Raw genomic sequence first — 22,364 nt, 5'->3', positions numbered from 1 at the left:
TTCCTTATCCCCTAAGGCCGACATGGGGAGGTCGGCCGCGGACATATCGTTGCGTTTGGCAACTAAGTCAACAAACGAACGTTTGAAGACGCGTCTTCTTGCCCGCTTTCCGCAAGCCAGGCCAGTAGGGTGGGCGTTATGTCGCTGGCCTTCTCCACCACCCGCCAGGCGTCCTCGAGCGACGGCGGGGTCAGGCCCCGGTCGATCGTGTGGCGCAGCAGGGCGAACAGCGGATCCCAGAAGCCGTCCGGATTGTGGAAGACGATCGGCTTGCGGTGCAGGTCCAGGCGTCGCCAGGACAGGAGCTCGATGATCTCCTCCAGGGTGCCGATGCCGCCGGGCAGGACCACGAAGGCGTCCGAGCGCTCGAACATCATCATCTTGCGCTGGTGCATCGAGGTGACGACCACGGTCTCGACGTCGTCGAACGGCTGCTCGCGACCGCGCAGGAACTCCGGGATGATCCCCAGCACCCGACCGCCGGCCTCGTGGGCTCCGCGCGCCGTCGCGCCCATCAGGCCCACGCCGCCGCCGCCATAGACCAGCTTCAACCCGGCCTTGGCGAAATCGCCGCCGATCTGGAACGCCGCCTCGAGATAGGCCGGATCGGCCGCGTTCGACGAGCCGCAATATACGCAGACGGCCTTGCCGGTCCCCGGGGTGGACGTCGCGTCGCCGGCTTGGCCGCTGGACAGGTCGGGCATCGTCGTCCACTCCAGAAAAATAAACAGCGCGCCGGTCCTTGTGGACAAGGTCGGCGCGCCGCACGTGAGCACCCAAGCAAACAAGGCCGTCGGGGCGTCGTCGGCCGTTGGATACGCCATGATCAGGATTCGCGAGATCGGTTTCAAGTCGGCCCCCCTCGGCACAGCCTGCGTMGCCACGGCCCTGGCCGTTCTGGCCCTGGGGGCGTGCGGCCGCGGGGACGAGGGCTGGCGGCGCGATCCGGCGACGGCCAAGACCGAACAGCCTTCGCCCCAGGCGGGCTATCTGAAGCCGCCGCGCGTGGTGTCGGTGATCCGCGAAGGCGCCGCCGTGGCGCTGTCGGGCCAGGCCGAGCCCTCGTCCAGCGTCCGGCTGGGCGCGCCGACCGGCGAGGCCCTGGTGGGCAAGGCCGACGCGGCCGGCGCCTGGCGGCTGGTGACGCCCCTGGCCGGCGAGCCCCGGCTGTACGGCCTGTCGATGACCATGGAGGGGCGGACCGTCCAGGCCCAGGGCTATCTGATGGTCGCGCCGAACGGCGCGGCGGTTCTGTTGCGCGCCGGTGCCGGGGCCGAGGTGATGGGACAAAGCTCGCTGTCGCCGCGCCTGCTGGCGATGGACTACGACCGCAGCGGCGGGGCCGTCGTCTCGGGCGTCGGCACGCCGGGCGCGGGCCTGGGCGTCCGCGTGGACCGCGCCACGCGCGGCGAAGGCAAGGTCGGCGAGGACGGGCGGTTCTCGATCTCGCTGGACCAGCCGCTGACGGCCGGCGCCCACACCATCCAGGTGGCGGGCGAGGGCGGCGAGCAGCAGGTGGTCGTCGAGGTGAGTCCGCCGGCGACGCCGACGAACGGGCCGGCGGCGTCCACCCTGACGGCCATGGGCTGGCGCGTCGACTGGATGACGCCCGGCGGCGGACTGCAGACCACCCAGCTGTTGGACGGCGGCCAGTGAGGGGCATGGCGCCGCGATCCGGGGCCGTGGCGGGCGCCGTGGCCGCCCCCGAGGTCAAGACCAACGGCTGGAAGGCCATGGCCGACCTATTCGGCCTGGTCATGCGCTCCAAGGCGCCCGGTCTGCGCTGGCGGGTGACCCTGGCCCTGGTGTTCACCTTCGCGGGCAAGTTCCTGGGCGTGATCGCGCCCCTCCTGCTGGGCAAGGCGGTCAACGCCCTGACGGCGGGGCAGGGGGCGGCCGTGCAAGTCGGGGTGACCTTCGCCGCCCTGGCCGGCGGCTGGGCCCTGATCCGCTTCATCGCCGCCGTCGCCCCCCAGGCCCGCGACGCGGTGTTCACGCCGGTGGCCCAGGCCGCCCAGACCCGCGCGGCGGTCGAGACCTTCGCCCACGCCCTGTCGCTATCGATCGACTTCCACCAGACCAAGCGTACGGGCTCGCTGTCGCGGGTGATCGATCGCGGCGCGCGGTCGATGGACTTTCTGCTGCGCGGCCTGGTGTTCAACATCGCGCCGACGGCGGTGGAGCTGATCATGGCCGCCATCGTGCTGGCCAAGGCCTATGACTGGCGCTTCGCCCTGACGGCCGTCGTCACGGTGGTGATCTACGGCGTCGTGACCTTCACGATCTCGGACTGGCGGATCGGCCATCGCCGGGTGATGAATGAGGCCGACGCCGAGGCCGCCGGCCGGGCCGTGGACGCCCTGCTGAACTACGAGACGGTCAAGGCCTTCGGGGCCGAGGAGCGGGCGGTCGGTGGTTACGACACCGCCCTGACGGCCTATGGCGCGGCCAATATCAAGGCGACAAACTCGCTGACCCTGCTCAACACCGTGCAGTCGGCGGTGATGAGCCTGGGCCTGGGCGTGATGGCCATCCTGGCCGGGGGCGAGGCGGCCGCGGGGCGGATCGGGCCCGGCGACGTCACCGCCGCCGTGCTGATCCTGGTCAACCTGTACGGCCCGCTGAACATCCTGGGCTTCGCCTATCGCGAAATCCGCCAGTCGTTCATCGACATGGAGGCCATGCTCGACCTGCGCCGGGCCCAGCCGGACGTGGCCGACGCGGCCGACGCCATCGACCTGCCGCCGCCCGTGGACCGGCGCGGCGGAGCGGTGGCCTTCGAGGGGGTGTCGTTCCGCCACGGCGCGCGCTCGGAGGGGCTGCAGGGCGTGACCTTCACGGCCCAGCCGGGAACCACCGTCGCCATCGTCGGCCCCTCGGGCGCCGGCAAGACCACCCTGGTGCGCCTGGCCCTGCGGATGATCGATCCCCAGGCCGGACGGGTCACGCTGGACGGCTATGACCTGAAGGCGCTCAAGCAGGCCTCGCTGCGCCGCGCCGTCGCCCTGGTGCCGCAGGACGTGGCGCTGTTCAACGACACCGTGATGGCCAACATCGCCTTCGCCCGTCCCGACGCCTCAGAGGCCGAGGTCTGGGCGGCGGCCGAGGCGGCGGAGCTGGGCGAGTTCATCCGCAACCTGCCCGAAGGCATGGCCACCAAGGTCGGCGAGCGGGGTCTGAAGCTGTCGGGCGGCGAGCGCCAGCGCGTCGGCATCGCCCGGGCCCTGCTGGCCGATCCGCGCGTGCTGATCCTGGACGAGGCGACCAGCGCCCTGGACAGCCGCACCGAGGCCGCCATCCAGGCGACCCTGCGCAAGGCGCGGGAAGGGCGCACGACCCTGGTGGTCGCCCACCGCCTGTCGACGATCGCCGACGCCGACGAGATCGTCGTCCTGCGCCGTGGAAAGGTTGTGGAGCGTGGCCCCCATGCGGCGCTTTTGGAGGCCGGCGGCGAATACGCGGCGTTGTGGCGGCGACAGACTCGGGAGAAACCTGTCGAGGCGGGGGCGGTCGTCGATTGATATCCGAAAACCGCCGTTGTAGAACGAATATAGAACATTTCTGGCGGTTACGGACATGCTGACGCGAAAGATCGATCGGGCCCTGGACGCGATGGCCGCCTGCAAGGACCGGGTGCCGGCCCTGCGCGAGATCTACCGCGCCGACAGCCCCGAGGGCCTGGCCCTGGGCCATCTGATGGAAGCCGTCGAGCGCGCCCAACAGGTGCTGCAAGGCCAGGGCGTCCAGGCCGCGAAGTAAGCCTTCCCGGATGATTTGTGGGGTGCGGGCGGCCGCGCCGCCGCTGTATCCTGCCGGCTCGACAGACCTCTCTCCACTTCCGGGAGCCGCTCCATGCGCTATCTGCACACCATGGTCCGCGTGAAGGACCTCGACGCCTCGTTGCGTTTCTATTGCGAGGGGCTGGGCCTGACCGAAATGTACCGGATGGAGAACGACAAGGGGCGTTTCACCCTGGTGTTCCTGGCCGCGCCGGAAGACGTCGAGCTGGCCAAGGACCGCAAGGCGCCGCTGGTCGAGCTGACCTACAACTGGGACCCCGAGGACTATCAGGGCGGCCGCAACTTCGGCCACCTGGCCTACCGGGTGGACGACATCTACGAGACCTGCCAGCGGCTGATGGACATGGGGGTGACGATCAACCGTCCGCCGCGCGACGGCCACATGGCCTTCGTCCGCTCGCCCGACAACATCTCGGTCGAACTGCTGCAGGATGGCAATCTGGAGCCGACCGAGCCCTGGGCCTCGATGCCCAACACGGGCGCCTGGTAGGCGTTCCTAGACCAGCTTCACCCGCGGTTCCGGCGGCGTGTAGAGCGCGGCCAGGGTTTCGAGGCGGGCTTCGGGATCGTCGATGATCGCCAGCCAGGCCAGGCGGGCCAGCTCCAATCGATAGTCGGCCGCGTAGCCGGTCGAGAACGGCGACTGGATGCTGCCGGGCGGTTCGGCGGCCTTGGCGTTGGCCAGCTTCTGCCGGGTCAGGATGGCCGGACGGTCGATCAGGACCTCGCCTTCGCCGGCCGCCACCCAGCCGTCGACCAGGGCGCACGCGGCCACGGCATGATAGACCACGACCGGCAGCGCGCGCTTCTGGGGCGCGGGTTCGGCGACCATGGTCGGCTTGACGGCGCTGGGCGGGCTGGTGATCCGGAAGGCCAGGGCGTTGGCGCCGCGTTGCAGGATGGTCTTCCAGTGATCGTTGGTCTTGCTCATGGTTAAGCCTGTATCCGCTGCGCGGCGCGTGGTGAAGACCCAACGCGGCAAATGGCGCAGCGGATACGGACTCAGGTGGAAATCCCAACCTTTCTGGCGGCTTGCCTATTCGGCCGCGGCCACGAGGGAGGCTTCCAGGGTGGGGTAGTCGACATAGCCCCGGCCGTCGCCGCCGTAGAAGGTGGTCGGGTCGGGGGCGTTCAGCGGCGCGTCGCGTTGCAGGCGCTCCACCAGGTCCGGATTGGCGATGTAGGCCTTGCCGAAGGCGATGGCGTCGTACTTGCCGGCGTCGAGCGCCGCCTGGGCGGTTTCGCGGGTGAACTTCTCGTTGGCGATGTAGACGCCGCCGAACGCCTGCTTCAGGTCKACGCCCAGGCTGTCGGGGCCTTCGTATTCGCGGGCGCAGAGGAAGGCGATCCGGCGCTTGCCCAGCTCCTTGGCCGCGTAGCCGAAGGTGGCGGCCAGGTCGCTGTCGCCCATCGAGTGGCTGTCGGCGCGCGGCGCCAGGTGCACGCCCACGCGGCCGGGGCCGAACACCGAGGCGACGGCGTCCGCCACTTCGAGCAGCAGGCGGGCGCGGTTCTCGATCGGGCCGCCGTACTGGTCGGTGCGCTGGTTCGAGCCGTCCTGCAGGAACTGGTCGAGCAGGTAGCCGTTGGCGCCGTGGATCTCGGCGCCGTCGAAGCCGGCGGCCTTGGCGTTCTCGGCGCCCTTGCGGAAGGCCTCGACCACGCCGGCGACTTCCTCGGTCGTGAGGGCGCGGGGCGTGGGGTAGGGGCGTTCGGGACGCAGCAGGCTGACATGGCCCTTGGCCGGGATGGCGCTGGGACCGACCGGCGCGGCGCCGTCGTGGAACGACGGGTCGGAGACCCGGCCCACGTGCCACAGCTGGATGAAGATGCGGCCGCCCTTGTCGTGCACGGCCTTGGTGACCTGCTTCCAGCCCTCGACCTGCGCCTGGGACCAGATACCGGGCACGCCCTGGTAGCCGACGCCCTGCGGCGAGACCGGCACGCCCTCGGTGATCAGCAGGCCGGCCGAGGCGCGCTGGGCGTAGTACTCGGCCATCAGGGCGTTGGGGATCTGGGTGGGGCCGGCCCGCAGGCGGGTCAGCGGCGCCATGACGACGCGGTTTGGCAACTCCAGGTCGCCGACGACAAGCGGATCGAACAGGGTGGGCATGAAGAATCTCTGGAAGGCTCGCCGACCCCGCGTCGGCGTCTGGCATATCTGGCGTGCCGCGCTTCGATCGCAACTGCCACAGGCTCTGATTTTATTCTGAAGCGCATCGCAGGGAATCTGGGGGAACGCCCTGCCTTCGAGCGTCGTTGGCTTKGGGAGAGACGGAGAACTCCCATGGCCGAACCCAACGAGACCCTCGACGTGACCAACGGAGACGAGGACGACAGCACCTACGACCCGTCCACGGTCGAGGCCAACCTCAACATCGAGCACGGCGGCGGGGTCGGCGCCCGCGACCTGGCGCGGCAGAGGGAGCCGACCGAGGTCGTCACGCCCGATGACGAGGACGACGGCCCGACCGAGGCGCTGGGCGTGGCCCATCCGAAGGACTGACCGTCATGGCCGAACTGAATACCGAGAAACGCGACAGGCTGCCCGACAAGGCCTTCGCCGAACCGGAAAAGCGCGCCTATCCGATCGAGGACAAGGCCCACGCTCGCAACGCCAAGGCCCGCGCCAGCCAGGCCGTGAAGGCCGGCCGGATGTCCAAGGCCGAGGAAAAGCGGATCGACAGCAAGGCGGACGCGGTGCTCAAGAAGGGTTAGGGCTCGACCGGAGCGAGCAGTCCGGTCTATTCGCCTAGACCAGACCCCCTCGGAGCAGAGAATCCTTCATGCCCTCCGGCCTCGCCGCCCTTCTCGACGACATCGCCGGCATCACCAAGCTGGCGGCCGCCTCGCTGGACGACGTGAGCGGGGCCGCCGGCAAGGCGGGGGTCAAGGCCGCCGGGGTGGTGGTCGACGACACCGCCGTCACGCCGGGCTACGCCATGGGCTTCACGCCCGAGCGCGAATTGCCGATCGTCTGGAAGATCGCGGTCGGCTCGTTCCGCAACAAGCTGCTGTTCCTTCTGCCCGGGGCCCTGATCCTCAGCGCCTTCGCGCCGTGGGCGGTGACCCCGATCCTGATGGTCGGCGGCGCCTATCTGGCCTTCGAGGCCACCGAGAAGATCATCGAGGCTTTCGTCGAGCACGAGGTGGCCGGCGACGAGGCCGAGGACTTCGCCCTCAGCAGCGCCGAGCTGGAGACCCAGAAGGTCAACGGCGCGATCCGCACCGACCTGATCCTGTCCGGCGAGATCATGGCCATCGCCCTGGCCGACGTCGCCGACAAGCCGCTGGCGATCCAGGCCGCGGCCCTGGCCATCATCGGCGTGCTGCTGACCGTGGCGGTCTACGGCGTGGTCGGGCTGATCGTGAAGATGGACGACATCGGCCTGCACCTGGCCAAGGGACGCTCGAAGGTGCTGCAAGGTCTGGGACGCGGCCTGGTCAAGGCCATGCCGGTGACCATGGAGGCCCTGACCGTGATCGGCACCGCGGCCATGCTGTGGGTGGGCGGCGGCATCATCGTCCACGGCCTGGAGCACTTCCACCTCACCCCGATCCCGCACTGGGTGGAGGGCGCGTCGCACTGGGCCGGCCAGGTTCCGGGGATCGGGGCTGTGACCGGCTGGCTGGCCATGGCCGCCGGCTCGGCCGTGGTGGGCCTGATCGTGGGCGGCGCGATCGTCGGCGCGGTCCACCTGATCCCCAGCAAAAAGGCGGCGCACTAGGCGCCGCCCTTGTTGGCCTGGCGAGCGGTTCGCTAGGCGGCTTGACGCGACCGGTAGTCGTCGATCTGGCGGAAGATCGAGGCCATGGCCGCGTGGGCCGGCATCTGGTCCTCGGTGATCCGGCCTTCGGCGAAGATCAGGGCCAGGCGATCGCGGGCGCGGCTGACCCGGCTCTTGATCGTGCCCAGGGCCGCGCCGGTGACCTCGGCGACCTCCTCGTAGGACATGCCCGCGGCGCCGATCAGGATCAGGGCCTCGCGCTGGTCGGGCGGCAGCATGTCCAGCGCCCGGCGCATCTCGTCCAGCTCCAGGGCGGCGGTCGGGTTGGAGTTCGAGACCAGCGTGCGCTCGGCGACCTCGGGGTCAAGGGCGCACGAACGCCACGAGCGACGCTTTTCCGAATAGAAGACGTTGCGCAGGATCATGAAGGTCCAGGCCTTCATGTTGGTGCCCGGCTGGTAGGAGGCGCGCGAGGCCAGGGCCTTGGCGAGCGCGTCCTGGGCCAGGTCGTCGCCGTGGCTGGCGTTGCCGGTCAGCGAGCGGCCGAAGGCCCGCAGGTGCGGGATCAGGCTGACGAGCTCACGTTCGAAAGCGGTTTGGGCCGAAGTCTGATTGGTCATGCGGATAATCCCCGTTCGGGGAATGAACGTCCTCGCCGGACTAAGGCTCCGCTTCTCGGTAAATAAATTTGACCGAACGCCGGTCAGGCCMGGTCAGGCCTCGGCCGCGATCTGGCGCAGGGCCTGCTCGAAATATTCCGGCGGCTGGCCGCCCGAGATCAGATAGCGGTCGTTGATCACCACGGCCGGCACCGAATTGATCCCGGCCGCCTGCCAGCGGCGCTCGGCGTCGCGGACCTCCTGGGCGTACTGGCCCGAGGCCAGCACCTGGCGCGCCTCGGCGCCGTCCAGGCCCGCCTTCTCCGCGGCGGCCACCAGGACCTGGTGGTCGGCCGGGCTGAGCCCGTCGGTGAAATAGGCGTCGAACAGAGCCCGCTTGAGCGCCTTCTGGCCGCCGACGATCCCGGCCCAGTGCAGCAGGCGGTGGGCGTCGAAGGTGTTGTAGATGCGGCTGTTCTCGTTGGTCTTCATCGTGAAGCCCACCGAGGCGGCCCGCTCGTGGATAGCCTTGCGGTTGACCGCCGACTGTTCCGGCGTCGCGCCGTACTTCTGGCCGACGTGCTCGACGATGTTCTGGCCTTCGGGCGGCATATGGGGATTCAGCTCGAACGGCTGGAAATGGATGTCGGCCTCGACGAGGTCGCCGACCCGCTCCAGCGCCGTCTCCAGCCCGCCCAGGCCGACGATGCACCAGGGGCAGGAGACGTCGGAGACGAAGTCGATCTTGAGGGGCTTGGTCATGGCGCGATCCGATGGCGAGCGAGACCCCGGATATAGGATGGGCTCCGCCGATTGCACGACCGACAAACCGGTGGGCGCGGCCCAAAGACCCGTTTCGCTCGCGATCGGAGTACGCTAGAGGGACCGCTCCTCAAGGGTTCGGGTTACGGGAGGGCGCATGGCCCCCAAGGTCTTCATCGACGGCGAAGCGGGCACCACCGGGTTGCAGATCCGCGAGCGTCTGGTCGGTCGCAAGGACCTGCAGCTGGTCTCGATCGATCCGGACAAGCGCAAGGACCCCGAAGCCCGCAAGGCGATGCTGAACGCCGCCGACGCCGTGATCCTGTGCCTGCCCGACGACGCGGCCAAGGAGGCCGAGGCGCTGATCGAGGACCCGAAGGTCAAGGTGATCGACGCCTCGACCGCCCACCGCACCGCGGCCGGCTGGACCTACGGCTTCCCGGAGCTGGACGAGGAGCAGCGCGCCAAGGTGGCCAAGTCGACGCGGGTGTCGAACCCCGGCTGCTACGCGACCGGCGCCATCGCCCTGGTGCGGCCGCTGGTCTCGAACGACATCATCGCCGCCGACCTGCCGCTCTCGTTCAACGCCGTGTCGGGCTACACCGGCGGCGGCAAGGCGATGATCGCCGAGTTCGAGGACGAGACCTCGCCGCACTACACCAAGGTCCCGTACCGGATCTACGCCACGGGCCTGAACCACAAGCACCTGCCCGAGATCCAGGCGCACGGCGGCCTGCTGACGCGGCCGATCTTCACCCCGGCCGTCGGGCGCTACGCCCAGGGCATGCTGGTGGAGCTGCCGCTGCACCTGAGCATGCTGAACGGCAGCGTTTCGATGAACGAGATCCACGAAGCCCTGGCCGACCACTACGACCGCGAGCCCTTCGTTGAGGTGGCGTCGCTGCACGAGGCCAAGAGTCTGACGACCCTGGACCCCGAGGGGCTGAACAACACCAACCGCCTGAAGCTGTTCGTGTTCGGTTCGGAAAACAGCGGCCAGGTCCGCCTGGTGGCCCTGCTCGACAACCTGGGCAAGGGCGCGTCGGGCGCGGCGGTGCAGAACCTGAACCTGATGCTGGGCCTGAAGGAAGGCGCGGGGCTCTAGCGCCCGCGTCACGCCCGCCAGCGATAGTGCCCGACCGCCGTGTGGAGCTTGAACATCCACAGCGGCTCCTCCTTGGCGCCCCAGCCGATGTTGTGGACCACGCGCACGTGCTCGGGGCCCTGGCTGACCACGCCGATGTGCGGGCGGCCGCCCCAGACCCGCCAGGTCAGGATGTCGCCGGGCAGCGGATCGTCGAACCGGTCGCCGCCGGCCTTGGCGGGCGCGCGGGCCAGCAGGGCCTTCTGGCGTTCCAGATAGGTCTCCAGGTTCAACACCCGGCGGTGGTCGATGTTGGAGTCCGGCCCCTTCAGCCCCCACGCGCGCCGCGACGGATAGGCGTCGAAATTGCGGGTCATGTCTTCGTGGACCAGCTGCTGCAGGTCGGCCCTCCAGGCGTCGCGGGCCGCGCGCACCAGCACGTCGGCGCAGACCCCGGTCGAGCGCAGGACATCGCCGTTGGGGTAGGGGATGGCGCGATAGCTGGGATCATAGTCCCGGGTCACACCCACCTGGCTGCGCGCGGCCTGGGCTAGGCGTTCGCCGCTGGGCGCCGGCGCGGGGCGCGCGAGGACGTCGCCCGCGCCGACGATCGGCGTTGCGAGCAGCATCCCTAGTGCTGTCCGGCGGCTGAGTCCCATGCCGGCAAGCTCGACCAGAATCCCGGCGAGTTTTGGGCGAACATGGGTCGCTCTTGTGGTGTTCCGGCCGATCGGCGTGCAGGTCCTTAGCCTGCCTAGGGCTCCAGCAACCGTGGCCCGGCGCCCTGGCCCGCCAGGACGTCCTGCGGGTTCCGCAACGGGCAGGCCTTCAGCGACAGGCAACCGCAGCCGATGCAGTCGTCCAGCTGGTCGCGCAGCTGGGTCAGGCGCAGGATGCGCTCGTCCAGCTCGGCCCGCCAGGCGCGCGACAGCTCGGCCCAGTCCTCCGCTGTAGGCGCGCGGCCGTCGGGCAGGCGGGCCAGGGCGGCCTGGATCGAGGCCAGGGGGATGCCGGTGCGCTGGGCCACCTTGATCACCGCCACCCTTCGCAGGATCCCGCGCGGATAGCGTCGCTGGTTGCCCTCGGTCCGCAGACTGCGGATCAGGCCCTTGGTTTCGTAGAAGTGCAGGGTCGAGACCGCCACGCCGCTGCGCTTGGCCACTTCGCCGACGCTGAGCGTGCCGCCGGGAAAGGCCGGATCAGGTTTGGACATTGGCGCTTGACCTCAACTTTGGTTGAGGTTTTACACGGGAGGCTCCTTCCACGGCAACGCCCTTCAGGAGCCTTCATGACCACGCTCACCGTCCCCGATCACGCCGCCGTCGCCGCTGCCCTGGCCGACCCGCCGGTCTTCAGCGTCAGCATCATCCAGACCAAGCCCGGCAAGTTCGACGAGTTCGTCGCCCTGCAGCACGAGCAGTTCATGCGGGTGCGGGGCCAGGTCGCCGGGGTGCGCGGGACCCGGATGCTCAAGTCGCCCGCCAAGGGCGTGGTGGTCCTGGTGACCTCCTTCGACACGGCGCAGAACGCCGAGCGGTTCCGCCAGGACCCGCGCTTCACCGAGCACCTGGAACGCGTGCAGCCGCTGATCGACCGCGCGGAGGCGATGCCGGTCGAGCTGGCCTACGAGGTGGGCCTGATCTGATCAGGCGGGCGCATCGGACCGTACACGGACGAAACTGCCCGGGGCGTCCTCGATCGGCTTGAGGACGCCCTTGGCTGGATCGCGAGCCGGGACCTGCTGGCCGGACCGGGCCTTCAGCCAAGTCGACCAGTGGGGCCACCACGACCCCGGATGCTCGACCGCGCCGGACCGCCAGCCCTCGACCGAGGCGGGCAGCTGCTCGTTGGTCCAGTGCTGGTACTTGTTGGCGTCCGGATGGTTGATCACCCCGGCGATGTGGCCCGAACCCGCCATGGTGAAGGTCACCGGCCCGCCGAACGCCCGGGCGCCGCGATAGACGCTGGGGTAGGGCGCGATGTGGTCGTCCTTGGATGACTGGACATAGATCGGCGTCTTGACCTTCGACAGGTCCAGCTGCTCGCCGCCCAGGGTCAGGCGGCCCATGGTCAGGGCGTTGTCCTTATAGAAATTGCGCAGATAGAACAGGTGCAGAGCCTTGGGCATGCGCGTCTGGTCGGCGTTCCAGAACAGGAGGTCGAACGGCCGCGGCTCCTTGCCCATCAGGTAGTTGTTGATGAAGAACGACCAGATCAGGTCGTTGCCGCGCAGGCTGTTGAACGTGTCGGCCATCGACTGGCTGGGCAGGTAGCCGCCCTGCTGGTCCATCAGGCTTTCGATCGACTGCAGCCATTCCTCGTTGGTGAACAGCAGCAGGTCGCCGGCTTCGGAGAAGTCCTGCTGGGCCGCGAAGAAGGTGGCCGAATTGATCCGCTTGTCACCCTTGGCGGCCATGTGGGCCAGGGCGCAGGACAGCAGGGTGCCGCCGATGCAGTAGCCGACGGTGTTGACCCGATCGACGCCGGCCTGGGTCATGACCTGCTGGGTCGCGTCGTAGATCCCCTCGAGCATGTAGTCCTCGAAGGTCTTCTTGGCCTGGTGGCTGTCGGGATTGACCCACGAGGCCACGAACACCGTGAAGCCCCGGCCGGTCAGCCAGCGGATCATCGAGTTCTCGGGCCGCAGGTCCAGGATGTAGAACTTGTTGATCCACGGCGGGAAGATCAGCAGCGGAACCTCGTGGACCGTCTCGGTGGTCGGCGAGAACTGCAGCAGCTGCAGGATGTCGTTCTGGTAGACCACCTTGCCCGGGGCGGTGGCGACGTTCTCGCCGACCTTGAACTTGGCCAGGTCGGTCTGGCTGATGGCCAGCTGACCGCCGCCGCGTTCCAGGTCGGCCGCGAAGTTCTCCATGCCGCGCACCAGGCTCTCACCCTTGCTCTGCATCACCTCGCGCAGGGCGGCGGGGTTGGAGATCAGGAAGTTCGACGGCGAGAAAGCGTCGGTCAGCATCTTGGTGAAGAACTCGACCCGGCGCTTGGTCGAGGGATCGACGCCCTGGGCCTGGGAGACCAGGTCGTTCAGCCAGTTCGACGACAGCAGGTAGCTCTGCTTCATCATGTCGAACATCGGGTTGGACGCCCAGTCGGGGTCGCTGAACCGCTTGTCGCCGGGGGCGGGGGCGACCACGGGCTGGGTCTCCTCGCCGGTCGCCTTGCGGGCAGCCGACTGCCACAGGTCCATGTAGCGGCTGAACAGGTCGGCCTGGGCGCGCAGCAGCCGGTCGGGCTGGGCGGCCAGGCTGGTCATCACCTCGTTGAAGGCTGGGCCGACGTGGAAGGGATCGGGGCTGAGGGCGGCCGGACGGTCGGCCTGGCGCAGGGCCGCCTCGGCGATCGCGCCCTGGGCGGTGACGGCGGCGCGGGCCAGGTTGGCCGACAGGGTCTCCAGCATCTGGCGCTGGTCGGGCGACAGGAAGGCCTCGAAGTCGGGCAGGGCGCTGGACGGCGGGACGGTCGATTCGGCGTGCTGGGCGCGGGGCGGCGGCGGCGGATCGACTTTCGGCGGAACCTTCGGCGCGGCCTTGGCCTTGGACTTTGCGGGCGCCGGCGCGGCGTCAGCCTTGGCGGCGGGCTTTTTGCGCGGTTTCGGAGAGGTTTCGGTCGTGGCCATGAACTTCCTTCCACCGTCTTCTCTTGGGCCATCTCGCCTCGGCGATGCGGATGGCCTTTCGCTCGCCGCGATCATCGCATAAGACCTGAGACAAGATGAACGACCAACCCGGTAAAATCGCACGTCTTGGCGTACTCTTTCGCGGCGCGGCCCTGGTGGGCCTGCTGGCGGGAGTGAGCGCCTGCGCTTCGTCGCTGTCGTCCGTTTCGCCGTTCTCGCCGCCGCCGGCTGATCCCAACTCGCCGGTGGCCGCCGCGGCCAACGCCGCGGCCAAGGATTCCAAGCACGCCGACCTGCCGCGCTTCATCGATATCCCGCCGATCCCGACCGACGTGCGCACGCCCGTCCAGTTCAAGAAGGCCGTCGGCGCCGAAAAGGTCGCCGCCGACAAGCTGAAGCGCGACACGGCGCCCGAGACCTGGACCCTGTCCGACACCGAAGGTTACGCGTCCAAGGCCCGCAAGGTCGGCAAGGCGCCGCCCAGCGACATCCCCACCGACGCCGACCGCGCCGCGACCGAAGCCTTCGCAAAGGCGGCGCGCGATCGAGCTACCGCGCCTCCGTCCAAGCCCCAATAGGGCGACGGAGGCATAAAATTCCCGTAACTGGCTTGGCTATGCCCCGCTTGGGGTCTATCCATGCCCGACATCCGCTCCCGGCGCGCCGCTGCGGCGCAATGAGCATTTCATGACCTCCGATTTCCACCGTATCCGCCGCCTCCCGCCCTACGTTTTCGAGGAGGTGAACAAGATCAAGGCGCGCCTGCGCGCCGAGGGCACCGACATCATCGACTTCGGGATGGGCAATCCCGACATGCCCACGCCCAAGCACATCGTCGACAAGCTGATCGAGACCGCCCGCGACCCCAAGGCCGGCCGCTATTCGGCCTCCAAGGGTATCGCCGGCCTGCGCAAGGCCATGGCCGGCTACTACGGCCGCCGCTTCGGCGTGAAGCTGAACCCAGACACCGAGGTGATCGCCACCCTGGGCTCKAAGGAAGGCTTCGCCAACCTGGCCCAGGCCCTGACCGCGCCGGGCGACGTGATCATCTGCCCGAACCCGGCCTATCCGATCCACGCCTTCGGCTTCATCATGGCCGGCGGCGTGATCCGCCACGTGCCGGCGCTGAGCCCCGAGCAGTACCTGTCCAACATCAGCCGCGCGGCCAAGCACTCGGTGCCGCCCGCCAGCGTGCTGATCCTGTCCTATCCGTCCAACCCGACCGCCCAGTGGGTGGACCTGGACTTCTACAAGGACGCCGTGGCGCTGGCCAAGAAGCACGACCTGCTGGTGATCAGCGACGTGGCCTATGGCGAGATCTATTTCGACAACAACCCGCCGCCGTCGATCCTGCAGGTCGAGGGCGCCAAGGACATCGCCGTCGAGGTCAACTCGCTGTCGAAGACCTACGCCATGGCCGGCTGGCGCGTGGGCATGGTGGTCGGCAACGCCCGCATCTGCGCGGCCCTGGCCCGCGTGAAGTCGTATCTGGACTACGGCGCCTACACCCCGGTGCAGGTGGCCGCCGCCGCCGCCCTGAACGGTCCGCAAGACTGCGTCGACGAGATCCGCGGCATCTACAAGAGCCGCCGCGACACGCTGATCAAGTCCATGAAGGCCGCGGGCTGGGACATTCCCAATCCGCCGGCCTCGATGTTCGCCTGGGCCAAGATCCCCGAGCAGTTCGAAGCCGCCGGCTCGATGCTGTTCTCGCGCCTGCTGATCGAGGAGGCCGGCGTCGCCGTGGCCCCCGGCATCGGCTTCGGCGAGTACGGCGAGGGTTATGTCCGCATCGGCCTCGTCGAGAACGAGCAGCGGATCAAGCAGGCCGCCCGCAACGTCAAGAAGTTCATCGCCAACGCCGACACGATCCTGGCCAAGGCGCACAACAAGATGGAACAGGCTTAAGCGCGCATGGCGGACGAGCCGATCAGCGAGGCGTGGTTCTGGGGCCGTCTGGCCCGGAACTCCGTCCACGTGATCCGGGCGGACAAGAACCTACCGCGTCTCGAACACTACTGGGTGGATGACTTCATCCCCGATCGGCCATTGGCGATCGAGGGTGGTGTCATTCGCGGCTGCGCCTGGATCATGGAGCGCGAGGACGTCGGCAAGGCGTTCACGCGCTACGCCATGACCGTGCGGCTCGGCGAGCGCGCTCTGGACGCGTTCGTGCGAGGCGAAGGCTACGCCGACCTTCTTCCGGACGAGGAGCGCGACGATTGGCTGGCGCTCGACACCGATACCAAACACGTGACGATAAGCTTGGATTGAGCAGGACCCGATGAGCACCCCCAACAAGACCTGGCGCATCGGCGTCGCCGGCCTCGGCACCGTTGGCGGCGGCCTGCTGCAGTTCCTGGCCGAGGCGCCCGACTTCGCGCCCGCCGGCGATCGCGCCGTGGTGACGGCGGTGTCGGCCCGGTCCAAGTCGCGGCCGCGCGCGGTCGACATCTCGGGCCTGACCTGGTTCGACGATCCGGTGGCCCTGGCCTCGTCGCCCGACGTGGATCTGTTCGTCGAGCTGGTCGGCGGCAGCGACGGTCCGGCGAAAGCCGCCGTCGAGGCGGCGCTGAAGCTGGGCAAGCCGGTGGTCACCGCCAACAAGGCCCTGATCGCCGAGCACGGGGCCGAGCTGGCCGCCCTGGCCGAGGCCAACGACGCGCCTCTGCTGTTCGAAGCCGCCGTCATGGGCGGCACGCCGGCGGTGAAGATGCTGCGAGAGGCCATGGTCGGCGACGAGGTCGTGGGCGTGGCCGGCATCCTCAACGGCACCTGCAACTTCATCCTTAGCGAGATGGAGAAGACCGGCCGCGATTTCGCCGACGTGCTGCGCGAGGCCCAAGGCCTGGGCTACGCCGAGGCCGATCCGACCATGGACGTCGGCGGTTTCGACGCCGGCCACAAGATCAGCATCCTGGCCGCCCTGGCCTTCGGCTGCGCGCCCGACTTCGACGCCGCCGAGATCGAGGGCATCAGCGACGTCGAACTGCTGGACATCAAGCTGGCCAAGGACCTGGGCTACCGCATCAAGCTGGTGGCCGGGGCGGCCAAGAGCGACGACGGCGTGTCGGTGAAGGTGCATCCGTCACTGGTCCCGCTGGAGCATCCGCTGGCCCAGGCCGGCGGCGCGCTGAACGCTCTTTTCATCGAGGGCAAGCGGATCGGCCGGATCTTCATCCAGGGGCCGGGCGCAGGCGCGGGCCCGACCGCCGCCGCCGTGGCCGCCGACATCGCCGACGTCATGACCGGCGCCCGCCGCCCGGTGTTCCAGGCCCCGGCCGGTCAGCTGAAGCCGTTCGTGGCTGTCGATCCGGCCCGTTCGGTGGGCAAGGCCTATCTGCGGATCATGGTCCGCGACGAGCCCGGCGCCATCGCCGCGATCTCCGAAACCCTGGCCGAATGCGGCGTCTCGATCGACAGCTTCCTGCAGAAGCCGGTCGAGGGCGCGGGCGGCGTCCCCATCGTGCTCGTTACGCACGCGACTCCCGAATCCAATCTCCTCGACGCGATTAGTCGCATCGAAAAACTGCACGCCGTGCTAGAGCGTCCCCGCCTTTTGCGCGTCGCGCGCATCTGAGAGCCGCGCCAAGCGGCCGGGACTTGAGCCTCGCATAGGCTGGGAGACGTTGATGAGTTCGAAGACCCTGGACCGTTCGCTGGTCCTGGACGCGGTTCGCGTGACGGAAGCCGCCGCCATCGCCTCGTGGTCGATGGTGGGGCGGGGCGACGAGAAGGCGGCCGACCAGGCCGCGGTCGACGCCATGCGCAACACGTTGAACGAGCTGGCGATCGACGGCGAGATCGTGATCGGCGAGGGCGAGCGCGACGAAGCGCCCATGCTCTATATCGGCGAAAAGGTCGGTACGGGGCAGGGCCCCGCCATCGACATCGCCCTGGACCCGCTGGAAGGCACCACCCTGACCGCCAAGGCCATGCCCAACGCCCTGGCGGTGATGGCCTGGGCGCCCAAGGGCAGCCTGCTGAACGCCCCCGACACCTACATGGACAAGATCGCCTGCGGTCCGGGCCTGCCGGCCGGGGTGATCGACCTGGACAAGTCGCCCGCCGACAACGTCAAGGCCGTGGCCGCCGCCAAGGGCGTCGATCCCCAGCACATCACCGTCTGCGTGCTGGACCGTCCGCGTCACGCCGAGATCATCGCCAGCATCCGGTCGGTGGGCGCGCGGGTCAATCTGATCACKGACGGCGACGTGGCCGGGGTGATCGCCACCACCGATCCCTCGACCGGCATCGACCTCTATGTCGGCTCCGGCGGCGCGCCCGAAGGCGTCCTGGCCTGCGCGGCGCTGAAATGCGTCGGCGGCCAGTTCCAAGGCCGCCTGTTGTTCCGCAACGGCGACGAGCGCGCCCGCGCCGCCCGCTGGGGCATCACCGACCTCGACAAGAAGTACGACCTGCACGAGATCGTCCGCGCCGACGCGATCTTCGCCGCGACCGGCGTCACCTGGGGCAATCTGCTGGACGGGGTGACCTACAAGGACGGCTTCGTCCACACCCACACCCTGGTCATGAACTCGTCGACCGGCACGGTGCGCGAAGTGCGGATGAAGCGGAAGGCCTAGCGGTCTTCCGGCCGACGGGCGCCGATCCGCCGCCGGAAAATGCGTCACAACAACATCCTAGAGCAGGAAGCTGATCCAGCCGGATCGGAATTCGCGCCGCGCGCGCTATGGTCGCGGCGAATCCTTCATTCCCAAGAGGCCCTCCATGACCACCCTGACCGATCTCGCCGGATGGCTCGCTGACGAGCCGGCGGGCGACGAGGTGAAGGCCGTCGTCACCGCGATCGCCGGGGCCTGCGCCAAGATCAGCAAGGTCGTGGCTTCCGGCGCGATCTCGGGCAGCCTGGGCGCGGCCGGCGTGGTCAACGTGCAGGACGAGGAGCAGAAGAAGCTCGACATCATCACCAACGACATCCTGCGCGATGCGCTGCAGGGCTGTCCGCTGGTCGCCGGCCTGGCGTCGGAGGAACTGGAGACGGTCGAGGCCACGGGGGCTATCGGCGGTTATCTGGTCACCTTCGATCCGCTGGACGGCTCCAGCAACATCGACGTCAACGTTTCGGTCGGCACGATCTTCTCGATCCTGCCCGCGCCGGCCGGCGTGGCCCCCAGCGAGGCCGACTTCCTGCTGGCCGGCCGCAACCAGGTCGCCGCCGGCTACGCGGTCTACGGCCCGCAKACCATGCTGGTCCTGACCCTGTCCAAGGGCGTGGCCGGCTTCACCCTGGACGCCGACGGCGCCTGGCGGCTGACCCACCCGACCGTCGCCATCCCAGCCGACACCGCCGAGTTCGCGATCAACATGTCCAACCAGCGCCACTGGGCCGCGCCGGTGCGCCGCTATATCGACGGCTGCCTGCAGGGCAAGACCGGTCCGCGCGGCAAGAACTTCAACATGCGCTGGGTGGCCTCGATGGTGGCCGACGTCCACCGCATCCTGATGCGCGGCGGCGTCTTCATGTACCCTTGGGACGCCCGCGAGCCCGACAAGCCGGGCAAGCTGCGCCTGCTGTACGAAGCCAACCCCATGTCGTTGATCGTCGAGCGGGCGGGCGGCAAGTCGACCGACGGCGCCACCGCGATCCTGGACCTGCAGCCCACTAAACTGCACCAGCGCGTGCCGGTGGTGCTGGGCTCGGCCAACGAGGTGGATGTGGTCGGAGCGGAAACCGCGGCGGGCTAGCCGGACCGGGGCATGTCCCCGAGCGACGTCCGCTTCTGACGCACCTACGATCTATCTTCCGACCCTCGCCCCGCCCGTGGAGCGAATCCGCCGAAGCGCGTAGGCTCGGGAGATGACCACGACCGCCAAGCTCCGCATTTCCGGCCGTCTTCCCGCAAGGAAGGGCTAAGCCATGGCCGACGGACACGCGCCCCTCGCCACGGGCCACTTCCTCGACGTCGAGCGGTCGATCAGCGGCCGGGCCTGGCGCGAGCGGCCGGGCGACGCGAGCATCGCCCGCAGCCACCAGCAGATGCACGGTCTGTCCGAACCCCTGGCCCGGGCCCTGGCCTCGCGCGGGGTGGGCGTCGACGCCGCCGAGCACTATCTGCGCCCCACCCTGAAGGCGCTGTTCCCCGACCCGTCCAGCTTCACCGACATGGACCGGGCCGCCGAGATCCTGATCGACGCCCTGGAAAGCGGCCGGCCGACCATGGTGTTCGCCGACTACGACGTCGACGGCGCCACCAGCGCCGCCCAGCTGGTCCGCTGGTTCCGCTACATGGGCGTCGAGCTGCCGATCTACATCCCCGACCGCCTGACCGAGGGCTACGGCCCCAGCCCGGCGGCTTTCAAGACCATCCGCGACAGCGGGGCCGAGCTGGTCGTCACCCTGGACTGCGGCGCGGCCGCCTACGACGCCATCGCCAGCGCCGCCACCATCGGTCTCGAAGTGGTGGTGATCGACCACCACCTGATGCGCGAGGACCCGCCGGCCGCGGCCGCCGTGGTCAATCCCAACCGGCCGGGCTGTCAGAGCGGGCAGGGGGTTCTGGCCGCCGCCGGCGTGACCTTCGTCCTGCTGGCCGCCCTGAACCGCGAGGCCCGCAAGCGCGGCCTGTTCACCGACGAGCGCCCGCAGCCGGACCTGCGCCAGTGGTTGGACCTGGTGGCCATGGGCGAGGTCTGCGACGTCACCCAGCTGGTCGGCTTCAACCGCGCCCTGACCACCCTGGGCCTTCGGACCATGTCCAGCTGGGGCAATCCGGGTCTGAAGGCGCTGTTCCAGGTGGGCAAGGGTTCGGGCCCGGCCTCGGTGTTCCACGCCGGCTTCATCCTGGGGCCGCGCATCAACGCCGGCGGACGGATCGGCCGCTCGGACCTTGGCGCGCGCCTGCTGTCCACGGACGACCCGCTGGAGGCCCAGGCCCTGGCCGAGGAGCTGGACGGCCTGAACACCGAGCGCAAGGCCGTCGAGGCCGCCGTGGTCGAGGAGGCCGCGGCCATGCTGGAGCGCGGCAGCAACTTCAATCCCGACGCCCCGGTGATCGTGGTGGCGGGCGAGAACTGGCACCCCGGGGTGATCGGCATCGTCGCCGGCCGCCTGCGCGAGCGCTATCGCAAGCCCGTGGTGGTGATCGGCGTCGACCGCGCCGCCAATGTCGGCAAGGGTTCGGGCCGCAGCCAGCCGGGCGTCAATCTGGGCGCGTCGATCCAGGCCGCCTTCGAGGCGGGCCTGCTGATGGCCGGCGGCGGCCACGCCATGGCGGCGGGCCTGTCGATCCGTCCCGATTCGATTCCCGAGTTCCGCGCCTTCCTGGAGGAGCGCCTGGCCGGCGAGATGGAGGCGGTCGGCGTCGAGGGGGTCGAGATCGACGCCCTGGTCCAGCCCAGAGCCGCCAACCGCGCCCTGTGGAGCGAGTTCCAGCAGTTGGCGCCGTTCGGTCCGGGCAACCCCGAGCCGATGTTCGCCCTGGCCGGCGTGCGGCCGGAGCGGATGATGGCGATGAAGGGCGGCCACGTGCGGGTCGACCTCGTTGGGCCGTCGGGCGACCGAATCAAGGCCATTTCCTGGCGCTCGGCCGAGACCCCCCTGGGCGAGCGCCTGCTGGCCGGCGGCRGCGCGCTGCACGTCGTGGGACGTCTGAAACCGGACGATTATATGGGCCGGGAAGGCGTGCAGCTGGAGATCGAGGACGTCGCGGACCCCCGCATGCGCGTGACCTGAAAAAACTGCTCTTCGTCGCTTGCGCGCCGGGGGGAAGCTTTGTATATCGCCTGCTCTTCGCGGCCACGCGGTCCCTTCGTCTATCGGTTAGGACGCCAGATTTTCATTCTGGAGAGAGGGGTTCGACTCCCCTAGGGACTGCCACCGCGAAGCTACTTAGACTTTACATGCGAATACCCGCCTAATGCAGGCGCCGTGGTCCCTTCGTCTATCGGTTAGGACGCCAGATTTTCATTCTGGAGAGAGGGGTTCGACTCCCCTAGGGACTGCCACCCACCACGGACATTTCAGGTTTATGTCGGTCTAGGCGCTGCGACGAAATGTCGCGTACGTCTCGTGATCGCCTTTTCGCCTCAATTGGTTATTGACGGCTCTCCTCTCGCGAGAACAGTGTTATTCTGTGGTGCTCGCCCCCTGGGCTGTCTGGGCGAGCCAGAGGGGCGGAATGTCTGGTTTCGATTTCGAGGACTCGGGATCGCATGAGGAATTCGTGCGTATCAGCGGTCGCGTGAAGTGGTTTGATACGGGAAAGGGGTACGGGTTCATCGTCCCCGACGATCCGGGTCAGACCGGCCTGAAGGACGTGCTGCTGCACGTCACATCTCTGCGCAGCTGCGGCCGGGAAACGGCGCTGGAAGGCGCGATCATCGTCTGCGACGTGGTCAAGCGCCCCAAGGGCTGGCAGGTGTCCGAGGTCGTGGACCTGGACGAGAGCGCCGCGCCGGCGCCCCTGGAGCGGCCCAAGCGGTCGTTCAGCGACGGCGTGGGCATGCGCCGCGACCATTTCCGTTCGGGCGTCGACAGCGGCCGCCAGATGCTGGAGCCCGTGGGGCCGGCCGAGCGCGCCAAGGTCAAGTGGTTCAACCGCACCAAGGGCTACGGCTTCGTCGTCCGCGAGGGCCAGCCGGGCGACATCTTCGTGCACATCGAGACCCTGCGTCGCGGCGGGCTGGAGGACCTCCAGCCGGGCGACGATGTCATGGTGCGTTTCGCCGAGGGCCCCAAGGGGCTGGTGGTGGCCGAGATCACCGCCGGCGAGGACTGACCCCCAGGACTGACTT

At 69.0% G+C, this 22,364-nt stretch carries 25 protein-coding genes and 2 tRNA genes; 19 read left to right on the top strand and 8 right to left on the bottom strand.

From position 1 onward, the window contains the following. Window positions 1-62: 62 nt before the first annotated feature. Window positions 63-704, bottom strand: a complete 642-nt coding sequence (locus AC1U89_RS05940) for an LOG family protein (RefSeq protein WP_479898806.1) — start codon at window positions 702-704, stop codon at window positions 63-65. A 118-nt stretch (window positions 705-822) separates the two neighbouring features. On the opposite strand from AC1U89_RS05940, the gene AC1U89_RS05935 reads away from it, so the two are divergent. The 4 genes from AC1U89_RS05935 (at window position 823) to AC1U89_RS05920 (ending at window position 4,290) form a co-directional block, all read left to right on the top strand. Next, window positions 823-1,656: an Ig-like domain-containing protein gene (locus AC1U89_RS05935; RefSeq protein WP_479898856.1), complete on the top strand. Its 834-nt coding sequence runs from the start codon at window positions 823-825 to the stop codon at window positions 1,654-1,656. After that, on the top strand, window positions 1,587-3,521 hold the full coding sequence (locus AC1U89_RS05930) for an ABCB family ABC transporter ATP-binding protein/permease (RefSeq protein WP_479898855.1): 1,935 nt from the start codon (window positions 1,587-1,589) through the stop codon (window positions 3,519-3,521). The genes AC1U89_RS05935 and AC1U89_RS05930 overlap by 70 nt, the downstream gene beginning before the upstream one ends. A 55-nt stretch (window positions 3,522-3,576) precedes the next feature. Continuing rightward, window positions 3,577-3,759, top strand: a complete 183-nt coding sequence (locus AC1U89_RS05925) for a hypothetical protein (RefSeq protein ID WP_479898805.1) — start codon at window positions 3,577-3,579, stop codon at window positions 3,757-3,759. Window positions 3,760-3,852: 93 nt separating this feature from the next. Then, window positions 3,853-4,290: a VOC family protein gene (locus AC1U89_RS05920; RefSeq protein WP_479898804.1), complete on the top strand. Its 438-nt coding sequence runs from the start codon at window positions 3,853-3,855 to the stop codon at window positions 4,288-4,290. A 6-nt stretch (window positions 4,291-4,296) separates the two neighbouring features. Here AC1U89_RS05920 and AC1U89_RS05915 read toward each other — a convergent pair whose 3' ends face one another. Both AC1U89_RS05915 and AC1U89_RS05910 read right to left on the bottom strand, forming a co-directional pair. Continuing rightward, a complete protein-coding gene (locus AC1U89_RS05915) occupies window positions 4,297-4,731 on the bottom strand; it encodes a hypothetical protein (RefSeq protein WP_479898803.1) in 435 nt (144 codons plus the stop codon). Window positions 4,732-4,836: 105 nt separating this feature from the next. Beyond that, window positions 4,837-5,913, bottom strand: a complete 1,077-nt coding sequence (locus tag AC1U89_RS05910; protein ID WP_479898802.1) for an alkene reductase — start codon at window positions 5,911-5,913, stop codon at window positions 4,837-4,839. Between the two features lie 174 nt (window positions 5,914-6,087). Between AC1U89_RS05910 and AC1U89_RS05905 the strand changes: the two genes are divergently transcribed. The 3 genes from AC1U89_RS05905 (at window position 6,088) to AC1U89_RS05895 (ending at window position 7,528) form a co-directional block, all read left to right on the top strand. Beyond that, window positions 6,088-6,306, top strand: a complete 219-nt coding sequence (locus AC1U89_RS05905; RefSeq protein WP_479898801.1) for a hypothetical protein — start codon at window positions 6,088-6,090, stop codon at window positions 6,304-6,306. Between the two features lie 5 nt (window positions 6,307-6,311). After that, the gene (locus AC1U89_RS05900) at window positions 6,312-6,518 is read left to right on the top strand and encodes a hypothetical protein (RefSeq protein WP_479898800.1); all 207 of its coding nucleotides are present in this window, start codon (window positions 6,312-6,314) and stop codon (window positions 6,516-6,518) included. Between the two features lie 68 nt (window positions 6,519-6,586). Further along, complete coding sequence (locus AC1U89_RS05895) at window positions 6,587-7,528, top strand: DUF808 domain-containing protein (protein WP_479898799.1); 942 nt, start codon at window positions 6,587-6,589, stop codon at window positions 7,526-7,528. A 32-nt stretch (window positions 7,529-7,560) separates the two neighbouring features. Here AC1U89_RS05895 and AC1U89_RS05890 read toward each other — a convergent pair whose 3' ends face one another. Then, complete coding sequence (locus AC1U89_RS05890) at window positions 7,561-8,148, bottom strand: sigma-70 family RNA polymerase sigma factor (RefSeq protein ID WP_029915119.1); 588 nt, start codon at window positions 8,146-8,148, stop codon at window positions 7,561-7,563. 93 nt (window positions 8,149-8,241) lie between these two features. Then, window positions 8,242-8,889 (bottom strand): DsbA family oxidoreductase, encoded by a 648-nt coding sequence (locus tag AC1U89_RS05885; RefSeq protein WP_479898798.1) that lies wholly within the window; start codon window positions 8,887-8,889, stop codon window positions 8,242-8,244. 157 nt (window positions 8,890-9,046) lie between these two features. Here AC1U89_RS05885 and argC point away from each other — a divergent pair, with 157 nt between their 5' ends. Further along, window positions 9,047-9,994 carry an N-acetyl-gamma-glutamyl-phosphate reductase gene (gene argC, locus AC1U89_RS05880; RefSeq protein WP_479898797.1) on the top strand — a complete coding sequence of 316 codons (948 nt, stop codon included), beginning with the start codon at window positions 9,047-9,049 and terminating at the stop codon, window positions 9,992-9,994. 8 nt (window positions 9,995-10,002) lie between these two features. Here the strand turns inward: argC and AC1U89_RS05875 are convergent, their stop codons facing one another. Both AC1U89_RS05875 and soxR read right to left on the bottom strand, forming a co-directional pair. Then, the gene (locus AC1U89_RS05875; RefSeq protein WP_479898796.1) at window positions 10,003-10,602 is read right to left on the bottom strand and encodes a DUF1287 domain-containing protein; all 600 of its coding nucleotides are present in this window, start codon (window positions 10,600-10,602) and stop codon (window positions 10,003-10,005) included. A 125-nt stretch (window positions 10,603-10,727) separates the two neighbouring features. Beyond that, window positions 10,728-11,186, bottom strand: coding sequence for a redox-sensitive transcriptional activator SoxR (soxR, locus tag AC1U89_RS05870; RefSeq protein ID WP_479898795.1), 459 nt, complete (start codon window positions 11,184-11,186; stop codon window positions 10,728-10,730). A gap of 75 nt (window positions 11,187-11,261) precedes the next feature. Here soxR and AC1U89_RS05865 point away from each other — a divergent pair, with 75 nt between their 5' ends. Beyond that, entirely contained in the window at window positions 11,262-11,618 is a 357-nt protein-coding gene (locus tag AC1U89_RS05865; RefSeq protein WP_479898794.1) for an antibiotic biosynthesis monooxygenase, read from the top strand. Here the strand turns inward: AC1U89_RS05865 and AC1U89_RS05860 are convergent, their stop codons facing one another. Then, on the bottom strand, window positions 11,619-13,607 hold the full coding sequence (locus AC1U89_RS05860; RefSeq protein ID WP_479898793.1) for a class I poly(R)-hydroxyalkanoic acid synthase: 1,989 nt from the start codon (window positions 13,605-13,607) through the stop codon (window positions 11,619-11,621). Window positions 13,608-13,702: 95 nt separating this feature from the next. Between AC1U89_RS05860 and AC1U89_RS05855 the strand changes: the two genes are divergently transcribed. The 10 genes from AC1U89_RS05855 (at window position 13,703) to cspD (ending at window position 22,348) form a co-directional block, all read left to right on the top strand. After that, window positions 13,703-14,185 (top strand): hypothetical protein, encoded by a 483-nt coding sequence (locus AC1U89_RS05855; RefSeq protein WP_479898792.1) that lies wholly within the window; start codon window positions 13,703-13,705, stop codon window positions 14,183-14,185. 109 nt (window positions 14,186-14,294) lie between these two features. Next, window positions 14,295-15,515: an LL-diaminopimelate aminotransferase gene (locus tag AC1U89_RS05850; RefSeq protein WP_479898791.1), complete on the top strand. Its 1,221-nt coding sequence runs from the start codon at window positions 14,295-14,297 to the stop codon at window positions 15,513-15,515. A gap of 6 nt (window positions 15,516-15,521) precedes the next feature. Continuing rightward, complete coding sequence (locus tag AC1U89_RS05845; RefSeq protein WP_479898790.1) at window positions 15,522-15,881, top strand: hypothetical protein; 360 nt, start codon at window positions 15,522-15,524, stop codon at window positions 15,879-15,881. A 10-nt stretch (window positions 15,882-15,891) separates the two neighbouring features. Further along, window positions 15,892-17,187, top strand: a complete 1,296-nt coding sequence (locus AC1U89_RS05840; protein WP_479898789.1) for a homoserine dehydrogenase — start codon at window positions 15,892-15,894, stop codon at window positions 17,185-17,187. A 52-nt stretch (window positions 17,188-17,239) separates the two neighbouring features. Next, window positions 17,240-18,193 (top strand): class II fructose-bisphosphatase, encoded by a 954-nt coding sequence (glpX, locus tag AC1U89_RS05835; RefSeq protein WP_479898788.1) that lies wholly within the window; start codon window positions 17,240-17,242, stop codon window positions 18,191-18,193. Between the two features lie 145 nt (window positions 18,194-18,338). Continuing rightward, entirely contained in the window at window positions 18,339-19,316 is a 978-nt protein-coding gene (locus AC1U89_RS05830; protein ID WP_479898787.1) for a class 1 fructose-bisphosphatase, read from the top strand. 172 nt (window positions 19,317-19,488) lie between these two features. Further along, window positions 19,489-21,303, top strand: a complete 1,815-nt coding sequence (recJ, locus tag AC1U89_RS05825; RefSeq protein WP_479898786.1) for a single-stranded-DNA-specific exonuclease RecJ — start codon at window positions 19,489-19,491, stop codon at window positions 21,301-21,303. Between the two features lie 69 nt (window positions 21,304-21,372). Beyond that, window positions 21,373-21,447 (top strand) — tRNA-Glu (locus AC1U89_RS05820). Between the two features lie 53 nt (window positions 21,448-21,500). Beyond that, a tRNA-Glu gene (locus AC1U89_RS05815) sits at window positions 21,501-21,575 on the top strand. A gap of 173 nt (window positions 21,576-21,748) precedes the next feature. Continuing rightward, a complete protein-coding gene (gene cspD / locus AC1U89_RS05810; protein ID WP_479898785.1) occupies window positions 21,749-22,348 on the top strand; it encodes a stationary phase survival cold shock domain protein CspD in 600 nt (199 codons plus the stop codon). Window positions 22,349-22,364: the final 16 nt, after the last annotated feature.

Source organism: Caulobacter sp. 05T431 (genome assembly GCF_056665975.1).
The sequence above is the reverse complement of the archived record's forward strand: the minus strand, read 5'-3'. Positions and strand labels throughout refer to the sequence as shown.